This is a genomic window from Halomonas sp. IOP_6 (genome assembly GCF_021151565.1).
Lineage (GTDB): Bacteria > Pseudomonadota > Gammaproteobacteria > Pseudomonadales > Halomonadaceae > Vreelandella > Vreelandella alkaliphila.
Window position 1 is genome coordinate 23,162 of the sequence record NZ_JAIRBO010000013.1, and the last position, 18,653, is coordinate 41,814.

15 protein-coding genes are annotated in these 18,653 nt (G+C 53.2%); 13 read left to right on the plus strand and 2 right to left on the minus strand.

Annotation, left to right across the window (positions count from 1 at the left end; all coding sequences use genetic code 11):
• Positions 1–35 precede the first annotated feature (35 nt).
• A complete protein-coding gene (locus tag K7H08_RS17140) occupies positions 36–731 on the plus strand; it encodes a c-type cytochrome (protein ID WP_038486088.1) in 696 nt (231 codons plus the stop codon).
• Positions 728–1,783: a c-type cytochrome gene (locus K7H08_RS17145; protein ID WP_176472129.1), complete on the plus strand. Its 1,056-nt coding sequence runs from the start codon at positions 728–730 to the stop codon at positions 1,781–1,783. Before K7H08_RS17140 ends, K7H08_RS17145 begins: the two co-directional genes overlap by 4 nt.
• A gap of 140 nt (positions 1,784–1,923) precedes the next feature.
• Here the strand turns inward: K7H08_RS17145 and dsbG are convergent, their stop codons facing one another.
• The gene (gene dsbG / locus K7H08_RS17150) at positions 1,924–2,703 is read right to left on the minus strand and encodes a thiol:disulfide interchange protein DsbG (protein WP_120386635.1); all 780 of its coding nucleotides are present in this window, start codon (positions 2,701–2,703) and stop codon (positions 1,924–1,926) included.
• 134 nt (positions 2,704–2,837) lie between these two features.
• Positions 2,838–4,607 (minus strand): sugar phosphorylase, encoded by a 1,770-nt coding sequence (locus tag K7H08_RS17155; protein WP_120386636.1) that lies wholly within the window; start codon positions 4,605–4,607, stop codon positions 2,838–2,840.
• Between the two features lie 237 nt (positions 4,608–4,844).
• On the opposite strand from K7H08_RS17155, the gene nrdR reads away from it, so the two are divergent.
• The 11 genes from nrdR to ilvD all read left to right on the plus strand — a co-directional run bounded on the left by nrdR (position 4,845) and on the right by ilvD (position 18,566).
• Positions 4,845–5,348, plus strand: a complete 504-nt coding sequence (gene nrdR / locus K7H08_RS17160) for a transcriptional regulator NrdR (RefSeq protein ID WP_038486078.1) — start codon at positions 4,845–4,847, stop codon at positions 5,346–5,348.
• Entirely contained in the window at positions 5,348–6,514 is a 1,167-nt protein-coding gene (ribD, locus tag K7H08_RS17165) for a bifunctional diaminohydroxyphosphoribosylaminopyrimidine deaminase/5-amino-6-(5-phosphoribosylamino)uracil reductase RibD (protein ID WP_231658604.1), read from the plus strand. Before nrdR ends, ribD begins: the two co-directional genes overlap by 1 nt.
• A 72-nt stretch (positions 6,515–6,586) precedes the next feature.
• Entirely contained in the window at positions 6,587–7,753 is a 1,167-nt protein-coding gene (ribBA, locus tag K7H08_RS17170) for a bifunctional 3,4-dihydroxy-2-butanone-4-phosphate synthase/GTP cyclohydrolase II (RefSeq protein ID WP_038486076.1), read from the plus strand.
• 4 nt (positions 7,754–7,757) lie between these two features.
• Entirely contained in the window at positions 7,758–8,246 is a 489-nt protein-coding gene (gene ribH, locus K7H08_RS17175) for a 6,7-dimethyl-8-ribityllumazine synthase (protein WP_009721753.1), read from the plus strand.
• The gene (gene nusB / locus K7H08_RS17180) at positions 8,243–8,746 is read left to right on the plus strand and encodes a transcription antitermination factor NusB (RefSeq protein WP_009721754.1); all 504 of its coding nucleotides are present in this window, start codon (positions 8,243–8,245) and stop codon (positions 8,744–8,746) included. Before ribH ends, nusB begins: the two co-directional genes overlap by 4 nt.
• A 35-nt stretch (positions 8,747–8,781) precedes the next feature.
• Positions 8,782–9,759, plus strand: a complete 978-nt coding sequence (gene thiL / locus K7H08_RS17185; RefSeq protein ID WP_231658605.1) for a thiamine-phosphate kinase — start codon at positions 8,782–8,784, stop codon at positions 9,757–9,759.
• Positions 9,756–10,229: a phosphatidylglycerophosphatase A family protein gene (locus tag K7H08_RS17190; protein WP_083006254.1), complete on the plus strand. Its 474-nt coding sequence runs from the start codon at positions 9,756–9,758 to the stop codon at positions 10,227–10,229. The genes thiL and K7H08_RS17190 overlap by 4 nt, the downstream gene beginning before the upstream one ends.
• Positions 10,230–10,356: 127 nt before the next feature.
• Positions 10,357–11,610: a DUF945 family protein gene (locus tag K7H08_RS17195; RefSeq protein ID WP_038486070.1), complete on the plus strand. Its 1,254-nt coding sequence runs from the start codon at positions 10,357–10,359 to the stop codon at positions 11,608–11,610.
• 202 nt (positions 11,611–11,812) lie between these two features.
• Positions 11,813–14,272 carry an endopeptidase La gene (lon, locus tag K7H08_RS17200; protein ID WP_231658606.1) on the plus strand — a complete coding sequence of 820 codons (2,460 nt, stop codon included), beginning with the start codon at positions 11,813–11,815 and terminating at the stop codon, positions 14,270–14,272.
• Between the two features lie 150 nt (positions 14,273–14,422).
• Positions 14,423–16,582 (plus strand): methyl-accepting chemotaxis protein, encoded by a 2,160-nt coding sequence (locus K7H08_RS17205; RefSeq protein WP_231658607.1) that lies wholly within the window; start codon positions 14,423–14,425, stop codon positions 16,580–16,582.
• Positions 16,583–16,721: 139 nt separating this feature from the next.
• On the plus strand, positions 16,722–18,566 hold the full coding sequence (ilvD, locus tag K7H08_RS17210) for a dihydroxy-acid dehydratase (protein ID WP_038486064.1): 1,845 nt from the start codon (positions 16,722–16,724) through the stop codon (positions 18,564–18,566).
• The last annotated feature ends 87 nt before the right edge of the window (positions 18,567–18,653 follow it).

Genomic DNA, 18,653 nt, shown 5'->3' on the forward strand with positions numbered 1-18,653 from the left:
GGTAAGTAAATAACGAACAGCAGTCAGGGGGATATATGAATAAAAAACAATGGAGCAAGTTCAGCTTGTTGATGGGCGCCAGCCTTATAGGGGCCAGCACGCTCGCAGGCACGGCCTTTGCCGAAACAGGCGATGCCGAGCGTGGCCAGGCCGCCGCGGCAACCTGTACAGCGTGTCATCAAGCTAACGGCAGTGGGATGAACATACCTGGAGGCGAATCGTGGCCGCGTTTGGCTGGGCTTAATGCCGATTATATCGTTAAGCAGCTACACGATTTTAAAGAGGGACGTCGCCAAAACGCCACCATGATGCCCTTTGCTAATATGCTTAATGACCAGCAAATAGTGGACGTTGCCGCCTATTATAGCGAAATGCCTATCACCCCTGGCCAAGGTGGCGATGACGTGGACGAGGCGCTATTAGCCCGTGGCGAACAGTTGGCTGAGCGCGGAGATTGGGATGCCTACATTGTGTCATGCAAGAGCTGTCATGGCCCGGGCGGCACTGGCGTTGGGGAGACGTTCCCTGGTATTGCAAGCCAGCACGCAGGTTATATAAGCAACCAGTTGCATGCTTGGCAAAATGATCAGCGCAGTAATGATCCCCAAAATTTGATGGGGGCTATTGCTAAGCGTATGAGCGATGAGGATATCCAGGCGGTGTCAGCATGGTATGCCGGCCAGGACGTTAGCGCCCAAACCGGCAGTGAAGAAGAGGAGGCAGCGCAATGATTATGCATAAAAAACGTCTCGTGCTAGCACTAACAGGCTGTTCATTAGCTACCGGACTAGCCGTCAGCGCTTTTGCTGACAATGCTGCTGATCCCTCTAACGAAGCGCCCTATCAGCAGTTAGTGGAACTTGGTTTTCCTGCACCGCAAGAGGGCGAGCTAGTTCATGTTCCACCGACCATGGCAGACCTGGAAGACGCTGATATCCATCCAGAGCTAAAAAAGGTCATTCGGTATGGCTACGACCTATTTACCAACACGCAGCAGCTACGTGGTGAAAACGTTTTCAATGACATGAACTGCTCAAGCTGCCACTTAGGCGAAGGGCGTCAACCGTTTAGTGCACCGGTCTGGGCAGCGGCGGTCACGCTTCCTGACTTCAGGGGTAAAAATCAGCACGTTAACAATCTTGAAGAGCGCATTGCTGGCTGCTTTGCTTACTCGATGAATGGAACGCCGCCTGCCTATGGCAGTGATGAGATGCTCGCACTCAGCGCTTACCACCAATGGCTGGCTACCGGTGCGCCAATGTACCCCAGTCAGCCTATTTATGGCCGCGGTTTTCCTGCGCCAGACGAGCCAGATGAATCCCCCGATTACGCCCGTGGTGAAGCGGCGTACCAAGAAAACTGCGCTATTTGTCATCAAGACAACGGCGCTGGGCACTATGAGAACGGCGAGTATGTGTTCCCCGCCCCTTGGGGGGATGGCTCTAATAACTGGGGCGCAGGCATTGTCAGAGTCGATACCGCCGCAGGGTTTATTTACAACAATATGCCGCTAGGACAGCCGCGCTCGTTAAGTGACCAGGATGCCTGGGACATTGCCTATTACATGAGTAGCCAAGAGCGACCGCAAGACCCTCGTTACACGGGTGACGTTGCTGAGACACTAGAGCGCTTTGGCCCTACTTTCCATAAACGTTCGCTTTATGGGCAGGTCCGTGAGCATGACGGCCATGTGCTTGGTGACCATGCGAACTTTGGCGAAAAAGGCGATATCGAACCATGGAACGTCGGCATGCCTCGTTTTGAAAATCTGACAGACGAGTAACTAGCTAAGGAGCAGCGATACAAGCATCGCAACCAACGTATCCGGAAAAAATAGTAGCCCGTGGTGGTATAACCCCACGGGCTACTGATTGGTTTGAGGATGCTGGATGGGCGCTTTAAAACTTGCTTATATTGTCTGCTTTAAGGCGCTTCACCGCCCATCATTTCAATTAAACGCTCCTCGCTCGGTAAGCCTTGAATCCGGTCGATACGTAAATTGCCACTGTCTGTCTCGCGCTGGAAGGCGCTGGTGGGCGTAGCGTACAGGCCTAGCTCCTCAAAAAGCTGATTGTTGGCATATACCTGTTCTTCAATATCTCTAGGCTGGGCGCTTGCTGAAAGCGAATCGCCGTTGCTGTGGTCATGTAGCGCGGCAGCAGGGTCGTCTGCTCCCAGCAGGGTGGCCGCCAGGGCGGGACTGTTCGGTGCCAAGATGCCCACCATAATATGGCGCAGCTGTACCTCTCCAGCCTCTACCCAAGGGCGACTTTGTTGCCACAGTTGGCGACAGTAGGGGCAGTTAGCATCGGTAAAGGTATAGATAACCCGCGGCGCGTTTTCATCGCCATCTTGAATCCAGTGGCTCTCTTCCAGTAACGCCCAGGTTTGCGCTTCAAGCGGAACCCGAACATGCTCCTCTATCTGTGCTTCGGTGAGGTCGTTGCCTTGATCATCCATTAGCGTGCCGATAATAGTGTGTTGGCCATCAGGAGTTAAATAAATCGCCAACTCTTGGCCCTGTACGCTAGCACCGTAACCACGCATGCCCCCTGGCGCCTCAAACTGACCGTGAATCGTTATCCCCTGGTTGGTGAGCGCTTGAACCGGTGCAGGCAGTTCTTCGGCATAACTCAACGACACGCTACTCATCGCTACAGTAAGCGCTAAGGTGCGCAATCCCGGCAAAAAAATGTGAGGCATAACACGTCCTTATACATGCGAAAAGTCGGCATCAACGCTATCGCCATTGATGATGATCGCGACAGTATCTCAGTCATCGATTATTTGGCGATTATATTGCCTAATTACTGAGACATTATGCCGCAATGCACCTTTCACGTGTCTGCCACCATCCATCTTATTGCATAGGGAGGAAGCGCGGTTTCCTCCAGGGCGTTTTGCAGATCTAAAGCACGCCAAGCATGTTGGCTAAGTGCCTGCTCAAGTGCTTCTCCTACATTATCTAATGGCAGTAGCGTATCGGTGACATTAAACAGGGCAAGCAGGCGGCGGCCGTCGCTTAGCGGGCCTCGCTCAATGGCTAACACGTCAGGCGGCGTGGTCAGTACGCGTTGTGTGGCGTTGGGGTGGAAGCAGGGCTCTGTGCGCCGAAGTTCCAGCAAGCGGCTAAGCGCATGAAACACATCGTGAGTCGGCGTTGAGGGGCTTTCGAGTAACAGTGCTAGCTCATCACGCTGCCAGCGGCGTCGATTAATTGAGCGCAATCGGCCGCTGCGCTCCACTCCTTCGACATCGTTAAGCGTGCCGGTCAATGTATGAATATAGAGGGCGGGAATGCCCTGGAGCGTCAGCATAATAGCTTGGCTGCACAGGAAGCGGGCAATTTGCCAGGGGTCTGGTCCTCTGCGCGTGCCGCGCATGGCCTCAAACCAAGTAATATTGATTTCGTAGGGCGAGTCACTGCCATCGGGATTGCTCCGCATGCTGACAAAGCCACCAAAGCGATGCATCAGTTCTAGCAGTGCATCTCGCTCATGATCGGGTAGCACCCCTTCTAAAGGGCGCACGCCAATACCATCATGGCTCGCGGTGAAGTTTAAATAGGTGCAGTGTCTGGGCAATATCGGCAGGCTGGAAAGCCATGTTTGAAGGGTAGTGGCTTCACCGCGGGTGAGCGTGTGCAATAACAAAGGGGGCAGGGCGAATTGATAGACCATATGAGCTTCGTCTGGTGCCCCGTTGGCTAACCGCTCTAGGCCAAAGTAACTGATATTTTCTGCGTGAGGGACATTGGTCTCGGTAATTATCAGCGTGCCCGGCGCTATTTCATCCACAATGGCGCGCAGTAAACGGACCACCGTATGGGTTTCGGGAAGGTGGATGCATGGCGTTCCCAGACGCTTCCATAAAAATGCCACTGCATCCAGGCGAATGATACGCACGCCCTGTTGGAGGTAAAACAGCAGGATGCCAACAAACTCGAGCAATACGTCAGGATTTTCAAAGTTTAAATCGATCTGATCTTCTGAGAAGGTTGCCCATACATGGCGCGTGCCCCGGCGCGTGGAAATGGGCACTAGCAATGGGCTGCTACGTGGTCGAACCACGTCAGAAACATCGGTTTCTGGGTCTATTTCTATAAAGTAATCACGACCCGGCAAACTTCCGGTTAAATAATCCACAAACCACAGGGATTCGCGAGACACGTGGTTTAGCACTAAATCGCCCATCACGTCATAGTGGCTTGCTAGCTCACGGATGTGCTGCCAATCACCTAGCTCTGGATTAACCTCGCGGTAATGAATGACTGAAAAGCCATCATCGCTACTCCAAGGAAAAAAAGGTAGCACATGCACGCCGCTAATACGCTCCCCCAAATAGCGTTGAAGAAACTCATTCAGCACAGCAAGAGGAGGCGTTTCCTCTGCCACAATGGAATCACCGTAGCTAATGACCCATTGATCTTTTTCGCTCCACGTTGGTGCATTATCGCCTTCAGCCGCGGTATTTTCTGTTATGGCTGGCGCCTGTGATGCACTGCGAAAGTGGTCAATGTGTTGTCCAAGACGGCGCTGTACCTCGCTGGCGCGGGGGCCGTAGAGGTGCGAAAGGAAATGGTGGACTGTCTGCTCAAATGGGGTCATAGGGGTTTCCTCTTAAACAACCTACGACAAACGCTGCAGCTTGTGTGCCAAATCGTTACAATGCTAGGTTAACGCCGCGTTTAAAGAAGCGACTATTTTTGCTTGCAAGCGCCCTTAAACTGCATGTCGTTGTAGCGCGTGGCTACTCCGCTGCTAATAAAAGTTCACAATATGCTTATATGTGCCGTTATCCGCACAAGCTGACACGCTGCACGTACTGACAACAGGTTGACTGCCATGCATTGCCCTTTTTGTGGTGCTAATGATACTCGAGTGACCGACTCGCGGCTGGTAGCCGACGGTGACCAGGTGCGCCGTCGTCGCCAATGCGCTAGCTGCCAAGAGCGCTTCACCACGTATGAAACCGCAGAACTGATTATGCCGAGGGTCGTAAAATCCGACGGCTCACGCGAAACCTTTAACGAGAGCAAGCTGCGTGCAGGCATGTTGCGAGCGCTGGAGAAGCGTCCGGTAAGTGCCGAGGCAATAGAAGCCGCCGTTGAGCGTATTCGCCAATCGCTTCGTGCCCGCGGGGACCGCGAAGTAAATGCGCGGGATATCGGTGAGGCCGTTATGAAGGCATTAAGCAACCTGGATCAGGTGGCGTATATTCGCTTTGCATCGGTATATCGTAAGTTTCAGGATTTAGACGAATTTCGCGCTGAGATAGACCGTCTTTCTCAAGATCCTGGCGATCACCCTGCATCAGCCCACAGCGATCCACATCGCGGAGAGGCTTGATGAACGAGTTGATGGAGAGAGGCTTTACCAGCGCTGATCATCAATTTATGGCGCGTGCTCTGCAATTGGCGGCGAAAGGGCTGTATACAACAGACCCCAACCCCCGGGTAGGCTGTGTTATTGTCCGCTACGATCAACACGCGGAAGGGCAAGTGGTTGGCGATGGCTTTCACCTCCGTGCTGGCGAACCTCATGCAGAAATCCACGCGCTTAACGCCGCTGGTGCAAAGGCAGAAGGCGCAACGGCTTATGTCACGCTGGAACCTTGTTCCCATACAGGACGCACTGGCCCTTGTGCCGTTGCGTTAGCGGATGCCAACGTTGCCCGCGTGGTGGTCGCAATGGTTGACCCTAACCCTTGCGTGAGTGGACGCGGTATCAAGCGGCTTCGGGAATCAGGAATTCAGGTAGATGTTGGGCTGTTGGAACAGGATGCCCGTGCGTTAAATCCTGGCTTTATTTCCCGTATGCAGCACAAACGTCCCTTTGTACGCTTAAAAATGGCCATGAGCCTGGATGGCCGCACTGCCATGGGCTCTGGAGAGTCGCAATGGATTACTGGCCCAGAAGCTCGCAGTCAAGTGCAGCGTCTGCGAGCTCGTTCAAGCGCTATTTTGAGCGGCGTTGAGTCCGTCATTATGGATGATTCACGGCTAACAGTGCGCGCAGACCAGTTGGGGCTCGATAACGCGGATACAATTAGTCAGCGGCAGCCACTACGCGTTATTTTGGATTCGCGTCTGCGGTTACCGTTAGCGGCCGCTTGTCTTCGTGAACCAGGCCGCACATTGATTATTACCACTGAACACCACAGTGAAGAAAAACGCCAAAAGCTGGAAGCTGCAGGCGCTGACATTAAGGTACTGCCCGCGGCTCAAGAAGGCCGAATCGACCTCGCAGAGATGCTGAGCTGGTTGGCTGAGCATGAGCTGGTAAATGAGCTGCTGGTTGAAACCGGCGCTACGCTGGCAGGCGCGCTGCTAGATGCAAATGCGGTGGATGAACTGCAGTTATTTGTTGCTCCCACGCTTTTGGGTGGCGAGGCTCGACCACTATTTGCGTTGCCCGGGATGACCCGCATGGCCGACCAAAAGCGTTTAACTATTAAAGAAATTCGAGCCGTTGGGAGTGACTGGCGCATCATCGCTAAACCGTGCACTGACTAGCGCGCCGGGCCAGAGCAAGGTACCCTGACGCGCGAAATCGCATGTGTTGCGACCACTTATTTTGGAGATTCCATGGCGCATTCCTCTTCAGAGGGTTTGTCCCCTATCGCTGAGCTGGTGGAAGATATCCGCCAGGGCAAAATGGTGATTCTCATGGATGATGAGGATCGCGAAAACGAAGGTGATATCATCATGGCGGCCGAAAAAGTTCAGGCCGAGCATATCAACTTCATGGCGCGTTATGCCTGTGGGCTTATTTGTATGCCCATGACTCGCGAGCGTTGCGAGCAGCTAAACCTACCGCTGATGGTGCGTGATAACGGCTCTGGGTTTGGCACTAAGTTTACGCTCTCCATTGAAGCGACCGAAGGTGTGACCACCGGCATCTCAGCAGCTGATCGTGCGCGTACTGTTCAAGCAGCAGTGGCGGCGAATGCCAAGCCGACGGATATCGTACAGCCAGGGCATATATTTCCGCTAATGGCTGAACCTGGTGGTGTTCTACGTCGTGCTGGGCATACTGAAGCAGCCTGTGATTTAGCCTCTTTAGCGGGCTGCGACCCCAGCGGCGTCATCTGTGAAATCATGAATGATGATGGCAGTATGGCGCGTCGGCCTGAGCTTGAAGTGTTTGCTAAAAAGCATGGTATTAAAATTGGCACGATTGCCGACTTGATTCACTACCGTATCGTCAATGAACAAACGGTTGATGCGGTTGAAACGACCAGTGTGATGACGGCCCATGGGGAACTGGCGCTGCATGTGTTCCGGGACCGTATACAAGGTGCTCATCATTTGGCGTTAGTTAAGGGGCAACCGACGCCAGAGCAGGCGACAACGGTGCGTGTTCACTTGGCGGATACGCTGCGTGATATCGTAGGGTTAATGAAAGATGAGCAGTGCCGTTGGGATGCCCATCGTGCGCTGAAAGAGATCGCTAATGCGTCTGCGGGGGTCTTTGTGCTGATTGACGATGGTCGTCCTCACCAAGACTTGAAAGATCAGCTCGATATTTTTCTGGATCGCGTGCGTCAACCGCGCACCAGCGATTCGGACGGTTCAGGTAACTACTTAACGATTGGTACTGGCTCGCAAATCCTACGCCATTTAGGGGTGGGCAAAATGCGGCTACTCAGCTCACCGTGGAAATTCTCGGCGCTCTCCGGTTTTGATCTCGAAGTTGTCGAGCGTCTAGGGCCAAATGACACGGCGTATGAGCCAACTTCTCAGCAGGAATAAATTGATGCAATCCCTTTCGCAAGTTGAAGGCACTTTTGTGGATGTCGATGGCCGTTATGTCATCGTTGTAGGCCGTTTTAACCACCATGTAGTGGATAGCCTAGTGGAAGGTGCTATTGATAGCCTGACACGCCACGGCGTTGATGCGGACAATATTCATCTTGTCCATGTACCTGGTGCTTGGGAGCTACCGCTGGCAGTAAAGCGTGTACTTAACGTCATGAAGCCCGACGCTGTTATCGCGCTGGGCGCTGTTATTCGTGGTGGCACGCCGCATTTTGAATATGTAGCTGGCGGCTGCAACACCGCCATCAACCACCTCCAGCTTGAGTTCGATACGCCGGTCGCAAACGGCGTGTTGACCGTTGAGTCTATCGAACAGGCGATTGAGCGGGCGGGCACCAAAGCGGGTAATAAAGGTACGGAAGCCGCAATGGCAGCGATGGAGATGGTCTCATTACTGCGAGCATTGCCGCTAGGAGACAACCAATGAGCGAACGTCGTGAGCGTAAGCCCTCTGCCGCGCAGCTAGGGCGCCACGCCGCGCGTGAGTTAGCGGTTCAGGGGATTTACCAGTGGCAAATGACAGGGAAATCGATCACCACTATCGAAGCTGAGTTTCGTAGCCAGGTGGCAGATGATGACCTGGAAGATTACGAAAATTGGGTGAAAGTAATGGAAATCGCTGATAAGGCGCTTTTCCATGAACTGCTGCATAACACGGTCCGGTTCAAAGCGGAGTTAGATCGTGAAATTGCGCCGCTGCTCGACCGACGCCTCGAAGATCTTGATGCTGTTGAGCTAGCCATCCTGCGCTTGGGTGCCTATGAGCTTTCTCGGCGGATGGAAGTACCCTACCGAGTAGTGATTAACGAAGGCGTTGAGCTGGCCAAATCATTTGGTGCCACCGACGGCCATAAATACGTGAACGGCATTCTCGATAAGTTAGCAAATCGCTTACGAAGTGCTGAGGTCAGCGCTCGCCGTCTGTAAGGCGAGCCTCCTGATAATGCGTTTAAGGGGCCTTTGTGCTTGGCGAATTTGAACTGATTAAGCGCTACTTCATGTCGCCGCAGGAGGCGCACGCGACAGCTGGCATAGCGCTTGAAAATGGCGACGATGCAGCGCTTTTGGTGCCCCGGGCAGGTCAGCAGCTTGTGGTCAGCGTTGATACGTCGGTGAGTAACGTGCATTTTCCTCACGATGCCCCAGCGCACGCGGTAGGACATCGTGCGCTGGCGGTGGCGCTCAGCGACTTAGCAGCCATGGGTGCTAAGTCTCGTTGGTGCCTGATGGCAATGACGCTGGATAAGAGCATCTTTAATGACCGCGAAGCTGCTGAACACTGGTTAGCAGGATACGCTGAAGGGTTTCACGCGCTTTGCCAGCAGCACTCCACTGCGCTGGTTGGTGGCGATGTCACCTCTGGGATGCTGACCATCGGTGTTACGGTGATGGGCGAAGTGCCATCTGGCCAAGCGCTAACTCGCTCAGGTGCGCAGGTCGGCGATGTTATCGCCGTGACCGGTGCCTTGGGTGGTGGTGCCGGTGGCCTAGCACTTTGGCGCCAGGGCGAACGCGAATTGTCGCACCCTCTGCTGGCTCGCTATTTGTTGCCGCAACCTCGCTTAGCCGCGGGTGTTGCACTGCGCGGCATTGCAACGGCGGCATTAGATATTTCAGATGGCTTGCTGGCAGATTTGTCGCACTTGCGTAAGGCATCTGGTATAGGCTGTGCACTAGACGTCGACGCGCTACCGTTGGCTATAGGATTGCAAGAAACGTTAGGCCACGATGACGCGATTAAAGCCGCGCTATCGGGTGGTGATGACTATGAGCTGCTGGTGACACTATCACCCAAAAGTCTCGCTATTGCCCAACAGCGGCTCGCCGATCTCGGTCTCTCGCTGACGGTGATAGGTCACTGTACCGAAACGCTAGGTGTCACTGGCGTTGCCGCCAGTGACTACGAAGGGTGGCAGCATTTTAGCGGGGAAGCGCCATGAACCGAGCACCAGCGAGCGTTTGGCGTCGGCCAACCCATTTTTTTGCCTTTGGCCTAGGCAGTGGTGCGGTGCCCTGGGCGCCTGGCACCTTCGGGACGCTAGCAGCAATCCCATTCTACTGGATGATGGCCGACCTCCCTTTGGCCTGGTATCTCAGCATTGTTTTTGTGGCGTTTGTGGTTGGGGTGTGGTTGTGTGACAAAACTTCCCATGACTTAGGCGTGCATGATCACTCCGGTATTGTTTGGGATGAGTTTGTTGGCTACTGGATAACCATGGCGGCAGTGCCCTTCTCGTGGGAGGCCGCTCTCTGGGGATTCATTGTTTTTCGTATTTTCGATGTCTTCAAACCGTGGCCTATCCGGTGGGCAGACCGGCGTGTTGCCGGGGGATTTGGCATTATGATTGATGACGTTATGGCGGGCATCTACGCGTGGAGTACGATGCATTTATGGTTTTGGCTACACTAATAACCTATCTGCACAAATCGGCAGGTGGGTCACCTATATAATAAATGGACTTAGCTAATTACTGGGAACTGATCACGCAATGTCGTTGGCGAATGGCTCCAATCGTGGGGGTGTTCAAGGAGATCGCATGCGCAAGGAACGACTAATCGTGCCTATTCTCGCGGCCTTAGTGGTGGCGTGGGTGGCGGCACAACTGCTATCAAGCATTTTGTTTGAACGCAGCCTTCGTCAAGCATTAGAAGATTTGGAAGCGCGAGGGGAGTGGCGGGTTAGTCGGACGGAGAGCCGCCAAGGGTGGTTGACGTCTCAGGGAAAACTGCTTTTATCGCCCTTATTAGGGCGGCCATGGCGGTTAGAGCTTACTTACCGTGCTCGTCATGGTGCGTTAAGTACTGACGTTGAAGGAACGCTACTGCCCCGCTTAGATAGCGTTTTGCAAAAAGCCGTGGGAGAGGTCTCTGCCCCGTCTATACCGCGCTGGCAAGGACGCTACCATACGCTAAGTGGGCACAGTGAACTGCGTCTGGCACTTGCCCCTTTTGTGATCCAGCAAAATGGTCGTGAGCTATCGGTTCGTGGTGCCCGTATGCGCTTAGAAGGCGTATTTGGTGATTGGCGGTTGCGTGCGCTGCTCGACCAGCTCACGCTAACAGATGGTCCCGCTCAATTAACGATGGGGCCATCGTCTCTTGAAAGCCGTTATACCTACATTGACGATGCCTATCATTTTGCTCAGCGTGACCATCTGCATGTTGAGTCGTTATCGCTTCACTATCCTGCCTATGATATTCGTGTGTCGCCGCTTGATGTTCACAGCCACATGGTACTCGACGAGCAAGAGCTTCGCTTGAATGGCGAACTGATCATTGGCGAGGTGAGCGTCCCAAGCGAAGCGCCCGATACACCTTTGTTAAGTGGTCGGATTGAGGCCGAGCTTTCACGCTTAAATGCGGATGCTGTTCGCGCAACAATCTTGCGTTTGCGGCAAGAAGCCTCATGGGGCGACGCTAGCCTACCAATGGCAGAAGGGCTGCTGGTGCGTTTAGCCCCTGATTTAAAAGGTGTGTTGAGTGACTCACCTCGTTTAGACATTACAACGATCGCGATTGAAAGTCCGCTGCTAGGTATCAATGTTAATGCAGATGGTGCGCTGTTTTTTGATGCGCGTGGGCTTGATGAGCTTATGATGACGAGGCTGGATAAGCCAGAAGAGCGCGCTCGCTGGTTGGATCGAGTTGATGGTGATTTCACTTGGTACGATGCACCAACCGTGGCAGCGCTTTGGCTAGGCCTCCCTCTTGGTACGCGAGAGTTGGAGTTTGATGTTGTTCGTGGCGAGTTGCGTGTTAATGGACGCCCGATGCCCCAGCTTTGGCCATAAGTGTTTTGAGCATTATCGTTTTGAGTATCACTGTTTTGAGCATCAATGCTTTCTACTAAACAGCGACGAGCTCTGAAGCTGTTACCACTCTTCGAATACACTGCTACAAATGGTGCCAAGGGTTGAAGTTCACCCCCTGTGCCCACATTCCTTAGACATTGCTAAGCGGATCAATCCGCTAGTCACTGTTATGGGAGGGCGCATGAGCGACCAGGATTACGACCGCGATCACGAACACCTCGATTGGCAGACGGACGATGAGTCCGATGCACCGCAAGACGATACCTCGAACAGTGAAGAGCACCGTTCAGACGGTGAGAAAGTTAATTCGTTAGTGCCTGCTAGCGATATGCTCCCAGAGCGCATCTATCTATTGCCGATTCATAATCGGCCATTCTTTCCCGCTCAGGTACAGCCGCTGGTCATCAACCGCGAGCGCTGGGAAGAAACTATGCGTCGGGTAGGTAATACCCCTCACCACACCATAGGCGTTGCCTTTGTTGGCGAGCAAGGTGTTGAGTCGTTGGATCACAACGATTTTCCTGAGATTGGCACGGCGGTCAAAGTACATAAACTCCAGAGTGAAGATCAACAGATCCAGTTTATCGCTCAGGGGGTTAAGCGTTTTAAAATTCAGCGCTGGTTGTCTAAAGAGCCGCCTTATCTGGTGGAAGTAAGTTATCCCAAAGAACCAGTCGACGCTGAAAACGAAGAAACACGCGCTTATGCGATGGCCATTATTAACGGCATCAAAGAGTTGCTGCCGATTAACCCACTTTATGGCGAAGAGCTTAAACATTACCTCAATCGCTTTAGTCCTCATGAGCCCGGTCCGCTAACTGACTTTGCAGCCGCTATCACATCTGCCAAAGGCCCTGAGCTGCAGGATGTACTCGCCACGCTGTCGGTGGCTGAGCGTATGCATAAAGTTCTCCCTCTGCTACGCAAAGAAATCGATGTTGCACAGTTGCAAAGCGAGATCAGTGAGCAGGTAAATGCTCAGATGCAGGAGCGGCAGCGAGAATTTTTCTTGCGTGAGCAGCTTAAGGTTATTCAGCGTGAACTGGGTATTTCCAAAGACGACCGTGAAAACGACGTCGATACGTTTAGGAACCGCCTAGAGTCACTGGTGGTGCCAGAACGCGTCCAAGCGCGTATTGATGATGAACTCAATAAGCTCAGCGTGCTAGAAACCGGCTCGCCAGAGTACGGCACTACTCGTAACTATCTTGATTGGCTCACCTCGTTGCCTTGGGGCGTTACCAGCCAGGACAAGCTTGACTTGGCTCATGCCAGGGAAGTTCTCAACCGCGATCACGACGGCTTACAAGATGTGAAAGAGCGGATTATTGAGTTTCTTGCCGAAGGTACTTTCAAAGGCGATGTAGGTGGCTCGATTGTGCTGCTGGTCGGCCCTCCCGGGGTCGGTAAAACGTCGATTGGGCGCTCTATTGCTGAAGCACTGGGCCGTGAGTTTTATCGTTTTTCTGTGGGCGGGATGCGCGATGAGGCTGAAATTAAAGGTCATCGTCGTACTTACGTTGGCGCAATGCCCGGCAAACTAATCCAGGCCTTTAAAGAAGTCGAAGTCGAGAACCCTGTGATTATGCTCGATGAGATTGATAAGCTGGGCCAATCATTCCAGGGCGACCCCGCGTCAGCGCTGCTTGAAGTGTTAGACCCAGAGCAAAACGTCGATTTCCTGGATCACTATCTCGATGTGCGCATGGACCTATCCAAAGTGCTGTTCTTGTGCACCGCGAATACTCTGGACTCTATCCCAGGGCCGTTGCTTGACCGTATGGAGCAGATTCGCCTTTCTGGGTATATCGCGGAAGAGAAGCTACAGATCGCTAAGCACCACCTATGGCCGAAGCTGTTGAAACGCGACAACCTGCCTAAGAAGCGTATCAACTTAACGGATGCCGCGCTCAAGCAGGTTATTGACGGCTATGCCCGTGAGGCAGGTGTTCGTCAGCTTGAAAAACAGCTGCATCGTATTGTTCGCAAGGCAGCCGTAAAGCTGCTGGAAGAGCAGGTGGAAACGGTAAAAATATCGGTTAAAAACCTGGAAGAGTTTCTGGGAGCACCGCTATTCCGCAAAGAGAAAGTGCTGAAAGGCGAAGGCGTTGTTACCGGGCTTGCCTGGACATCCATGGGCGGCGCAACACTGCCTATCGAGGCGGGCAAAGTTCATGCCCTGGATCGCGGTTTTAAACTCACCGGCAAGCTTGGCGATGTGATGAAGGAGTCCGCCAATATTGCCTATAGCTACACGCTGGGTCACTTGCAAGAGTATGGTGCCGATGCCGACTTCTTTGATTCAGCATTTGTGCATCTGCACGTGCCCGAAGGGGCGACACCCAAAGACGGCCCGTCGGCAGGGGTCACAATGACTACGGCGTTGCTTTCGCTGGCCAAGCATCAGGCGATTAACCGACCCTTGGCAATGACCGGTGAATTGACCTTAACCGGGCAAGTCTTACCGGTGGGGGGAATTCGAGAGAAAATTATTGCCGCACGCCGCAGCGATATTTTTGAGGTGATACTACCAGAAGCTAATAAGCGTGATTACGAAGAGCTTCCCGATTACTTGAAAGAGGGAATGACGGTGCATTTTGCAAACCGCTATCGTGATGTGGCCAATGTGGTCTTCACGTAGGCGCTTCAATCGATCGTTAAACAACCGTTTAGTTAAGCCGCCGCACCAAAGAGTGCGGCGTTTTTTTAGGGTTATTCAGAGGTTAAATTCCCTTGCAGCAAGTGATAATAGAGGCAAATCAAAATTAAAAGTCCCCTAGGGAGCCTCTGCATGCGCAACAACCAACCCGTCACTCAGCGTGAGTACACGCTTGACGATGAGACTGTGCTGATTTCACGTTCCGATTTGAAGGGCAATGTGACCTACGCTAACGCAGCGTTTGTCGAGGTCAGCGGCTATACCCGTGATGAATTGATGGGAAGCCCTCACAATCTAATTCGCCACCCGGATATGCCGGAAGCAGCTTATGCAGATTTCTGGAAGACGATTAAGTCAGGTGCGAGCTGGCAGGGTACGGTCAAAAATCGTCGTAAAAATGGTGATCATTATTGGGTCACTGCTAGCGTAGCACCGCTCAGGGATGGCGATCGCATCGTAGGGTATACCTCGTTGCGGCGCAAAGCCCCAGCTCAAAGTATTGCGCTGGCAGAAACCGTCTATAAAGAAATACGCGAAAAAGGTAAATCTCGCCGCTACACGCTGGCGCAAGGGGCGCTAAGGCGCCGTGGTGTGGGAGGCTTTTTTGCTCGCTTTCAGTTTAATAGCCTAAAAGCTAAGTTAACGGGTATGGTCGTAGCGTCCATTATTCTAATGGGATTGGCAGGCGGCCTAGGGATGTACGGCTTAATGGTTTCTGGTGAGCGTCTCGATACGTTAAATCGCTCAGGGCTAGAAGCCGTCGCCAATCTTCAGCGAATAGACCGCCAAATCGGACAGGTTGTAACTCAGTTGGAACCTGCTGTTCGTAACCCTCGGCGGGTTGATGTTGATGCAGTTGCCGCATCAATTAGCGAATATTCTCAATCAATACAAACGCTTTGGAACGAGTATCTTACTGACAGCAATGCCGATTCTGAGCGTCTGCAAGCTTTTAGTGCAAGATTAGCGACCTGGGTAAACAGTGTCGATACCACGATGACGGCGGTCAGTGACGCAAATGGCTTTGCCGCTTTCGAAGCCTTTAACGACGGTGTACAACCTACCACAGAGCAGCTAAGAGAGAGCAGTAGCCAGTTAGTTAGCGATGAGCGAGCAAATGCTGAAGCGCTTGTTGGTCAGGCTCAGCAGGGACGCCAGCAAATGTTGATTGCTCAAGTGGTGTTGATGGTCATTGGTTTGCTGTTGATGGTAGGTCTCAGTGCCGTAATTCTAAGGTCAGTGTTGCGCAGCGTAGAAGGGGCGCGACATATTACTTTTCAGATTGCAGCAGGTAATTTGGCTGCTCGCGAACGTCGTGAAACGAAAGACGAGCTGGGCGAGTTGCTCTATTCGTTGGATACCATGCGCTTTAGCTTGGCGAGTATTGTCGGTGATGTAGAACATCGAGTGTCGGTTGTCACGCCTGCTGTTCAGCAAATTGCCGCTGAAAATGAAGAGCTTGCTTCTCGCACCGAGCAGCAGGCGTCATCACTGCAGCAAACGGCCTCTAGTATGGAAGAAATGACGTCCACGGTGCAGCAAAATACTGAGAATGCTCGCCAAGCGACGGAGCTGGCGGTGCAGAATGCCTCAAGCACCCGCGATACCCGAGAGCAAATGCAGCAGTTGGTCGCAAGAATGCAGCGTATTGCCCAAAGTGCTGAAAAAATGGCGGAGATGATTGGCGTCATTGACGGAATCGCGTTCCAAACGAATATCCTGGCACTCAATGCATCGGTCGAAGCTGCACGTGCTGGAGAGCATGGTCGAGGCTTTGCGGTAGTAGCTAGTGAAGTGCGTAACTTGGCGAGCCGTAGTGCTGATGCGGCCCAAGAAATTCGCAAGATGATTGAAAGTACGACGCAAGAGGTCAGTGGCGGCCGTGGCGCGGTCGAGCAAGCTGAGCGAGCCATCGATAATGTGATGCAGCAGGTCAGCCGTGTCAGTGAGCTGATGGAGTCGATTAGCACCGCCTCAAGCGAGCAAAGCAGCGGTATTGGCCAAATTAATTCCGCGATTGCTGAAATGGATAATGTGACTCAGCAAAACGCCACCAAAGTACAAACCATCGCGGCCTCGGCGGATAATCTAGCGCTAGAGACGTTTGAGCTAGCGAATGTAGTGGATGCCTTCCGTCTGGAAGGCGCCCAGGAAGAAAATATTCACTCTGCCCGGGAAAAGCTACAGCAGGTTAATCAAGCGCAGCGTAAAGCGTCACTGAAACTGCCTTCAGGCGCTGCGGCAAGAGAATTGGCTAGTCAAGAGTCCTCTGCACAGTGGGAGACGTTTTAACTGCGACAAATTGGGAAGGGAGGTTGCTCTCAGCATCTAGTCTCCACGGTGCGCTCATGCCACAATCTAAGGCCGCTGGATTCACTTGCCTGTCGCCAAGAATGCGGCAGGCCACGATAAAGATGTAGAAGAGGACACCATGCCCGAGTATCGCTCCCGTACGACCACCGCCGGCCGTAATATGGCCGGCGCCCGCGCCCTTTGGCGCGCCACCGGCATGAAAGACGACGACTTCCATAAGCCCATTATTGCGGTTGCGAACTCGTTTACCCAGTTTGTGCCGGGCCATGTTCACTTAAAAGACATGGGCCAATTGGTCGCACGTGAAATTGAAAAAGCCGGCGGTGTGGCTAAAGAGTTCAACACCATAGCGGTAGACGATGGCATCGCGATGGGGCACGACGGCATGCTCTATTCGCTGCCCAGCCGCGATATTATCGCCGATAGCGTTGAGTACATGTGTAATGCCCACTGTGCCGACGCGCTAGTGTGTATTTCCAACTGCGACAAAATTACCCCTGGGATGTTGATGGCTGCTATGCGCCTCAATATTCCGGTCATTTTTGTTTCGGGTGGGCCCATGGAAGCGGGCAAAACCAAGCTGCTAGATCACGGCCTAGATCTGGTCGACGCCATGGTTATGGCGGCTGACGATAGCGTTGATGATGAAACTCTGGCTGAAGTCGAGCGCAGTGCTTGCCCCACCTGCGGCAGTTGCTCGGGTATGTTTACCGCTAACTCGATGAACTGTCTAATGGAAGCATTAGGCTTAGCACTACCTGGTAATGGTACCGTGCTGGCGACCCATTCAGACCGTCGGCGCCTGTTTGAAACCGCTGGCCATCGCATTGTAGAGCTGGCCAAGCGCTACTATGAAGGCGAAGAAGCCCACCTGCTGCCCCGTGCGATTGGTAACAAAGCAGCGTTCAAAAATGCCATGACGTTAGATATCGCCATGGGCGGATCTACGAATACAATTTTGCATTTGCTGGCGGCGGCCCAAGAAGCGGAAGTCGACTTCTCCATGGCGGATATTGATCGGCTCTCTAGGGAAGTGCCGCAGCTATGTAAGGTGGCACCCAATACCCAGAAATACCATATCGAAGATGTTCACCGTGCGGGTGGCATTATGGCTATTCTGGGCGAACTGGATCGTGCGGGAGTGCTGGACACGTCAGTGCCAACTGTTTACGGCGATAGCCTAAAAGCGGCGCTGGAAGAGTGGGATATTATGCGCTCGCCAAACGCTGAGGTGGTCGAGTTCTTTAAAGCAGGCCCTGGTGGTATTCCAACCCAAACCGCTTTCTCACAAAGCGCCCGCTGGCCAAGCCTAGATGGCGATCGTGCTACCGGTTGTATTCGCGACCTAGCGCATGCGTTCTCAACAGAAGGCGGTTTGGCTGTGCTTTACGGCAACATCGCCCTCGATGGTTGCGTGGTTAAAACGGCAGGCGTTGACGATTCGATTCTCGTGTTCGAAGGCAAAGCCCACGTCGTTGAGTCCCAAGATCAAGCAGTGGCCAATGTATTGGACGGTAAGGTCAAAGAGGGCGATGTAGTGGTCATTCGCTACGAAGGCCCTAAAGGCGGTCCTGGCATGCAGGAAATGCTCTATCCGACCTCGTACTTAAAATCCAAAGGACTGGGTAAGGCCTGTGCATTGTTGACGGATGGCCGCTTCTCGGGCGGGACGTCTGGGCTTTCCATTGGTCATGTTTCCCCCGAAGCGGCGGCAGGTGGCGCGATTGGTTTGGTTGAGCAGGGCGATACCATTCTGATTGATATTCCCAACCGTACGATTAACGTGCAACTACCTGATTCAGTATTAGCGAAGCGTCGCGAGGCAATGGAAGCTAAAGGCAAAGACGCCTGGAAGCCCGTCGAGCAGCGGCCTCGTAAGGTAACTCCCGCACTGAAAGCCTACGCATTGCTGGCCACGTCAGCAGACAAAGGTGCGGTTCGCGACCTTTCCAAGCTCGACTAGGTGTAGGTACTATGTAAAACAGCCCGTGCAAAGCGGGCTGTTTTATGTGGATTGCTTTATGTGAGCTGCTTTATGCCCAATGCAAAC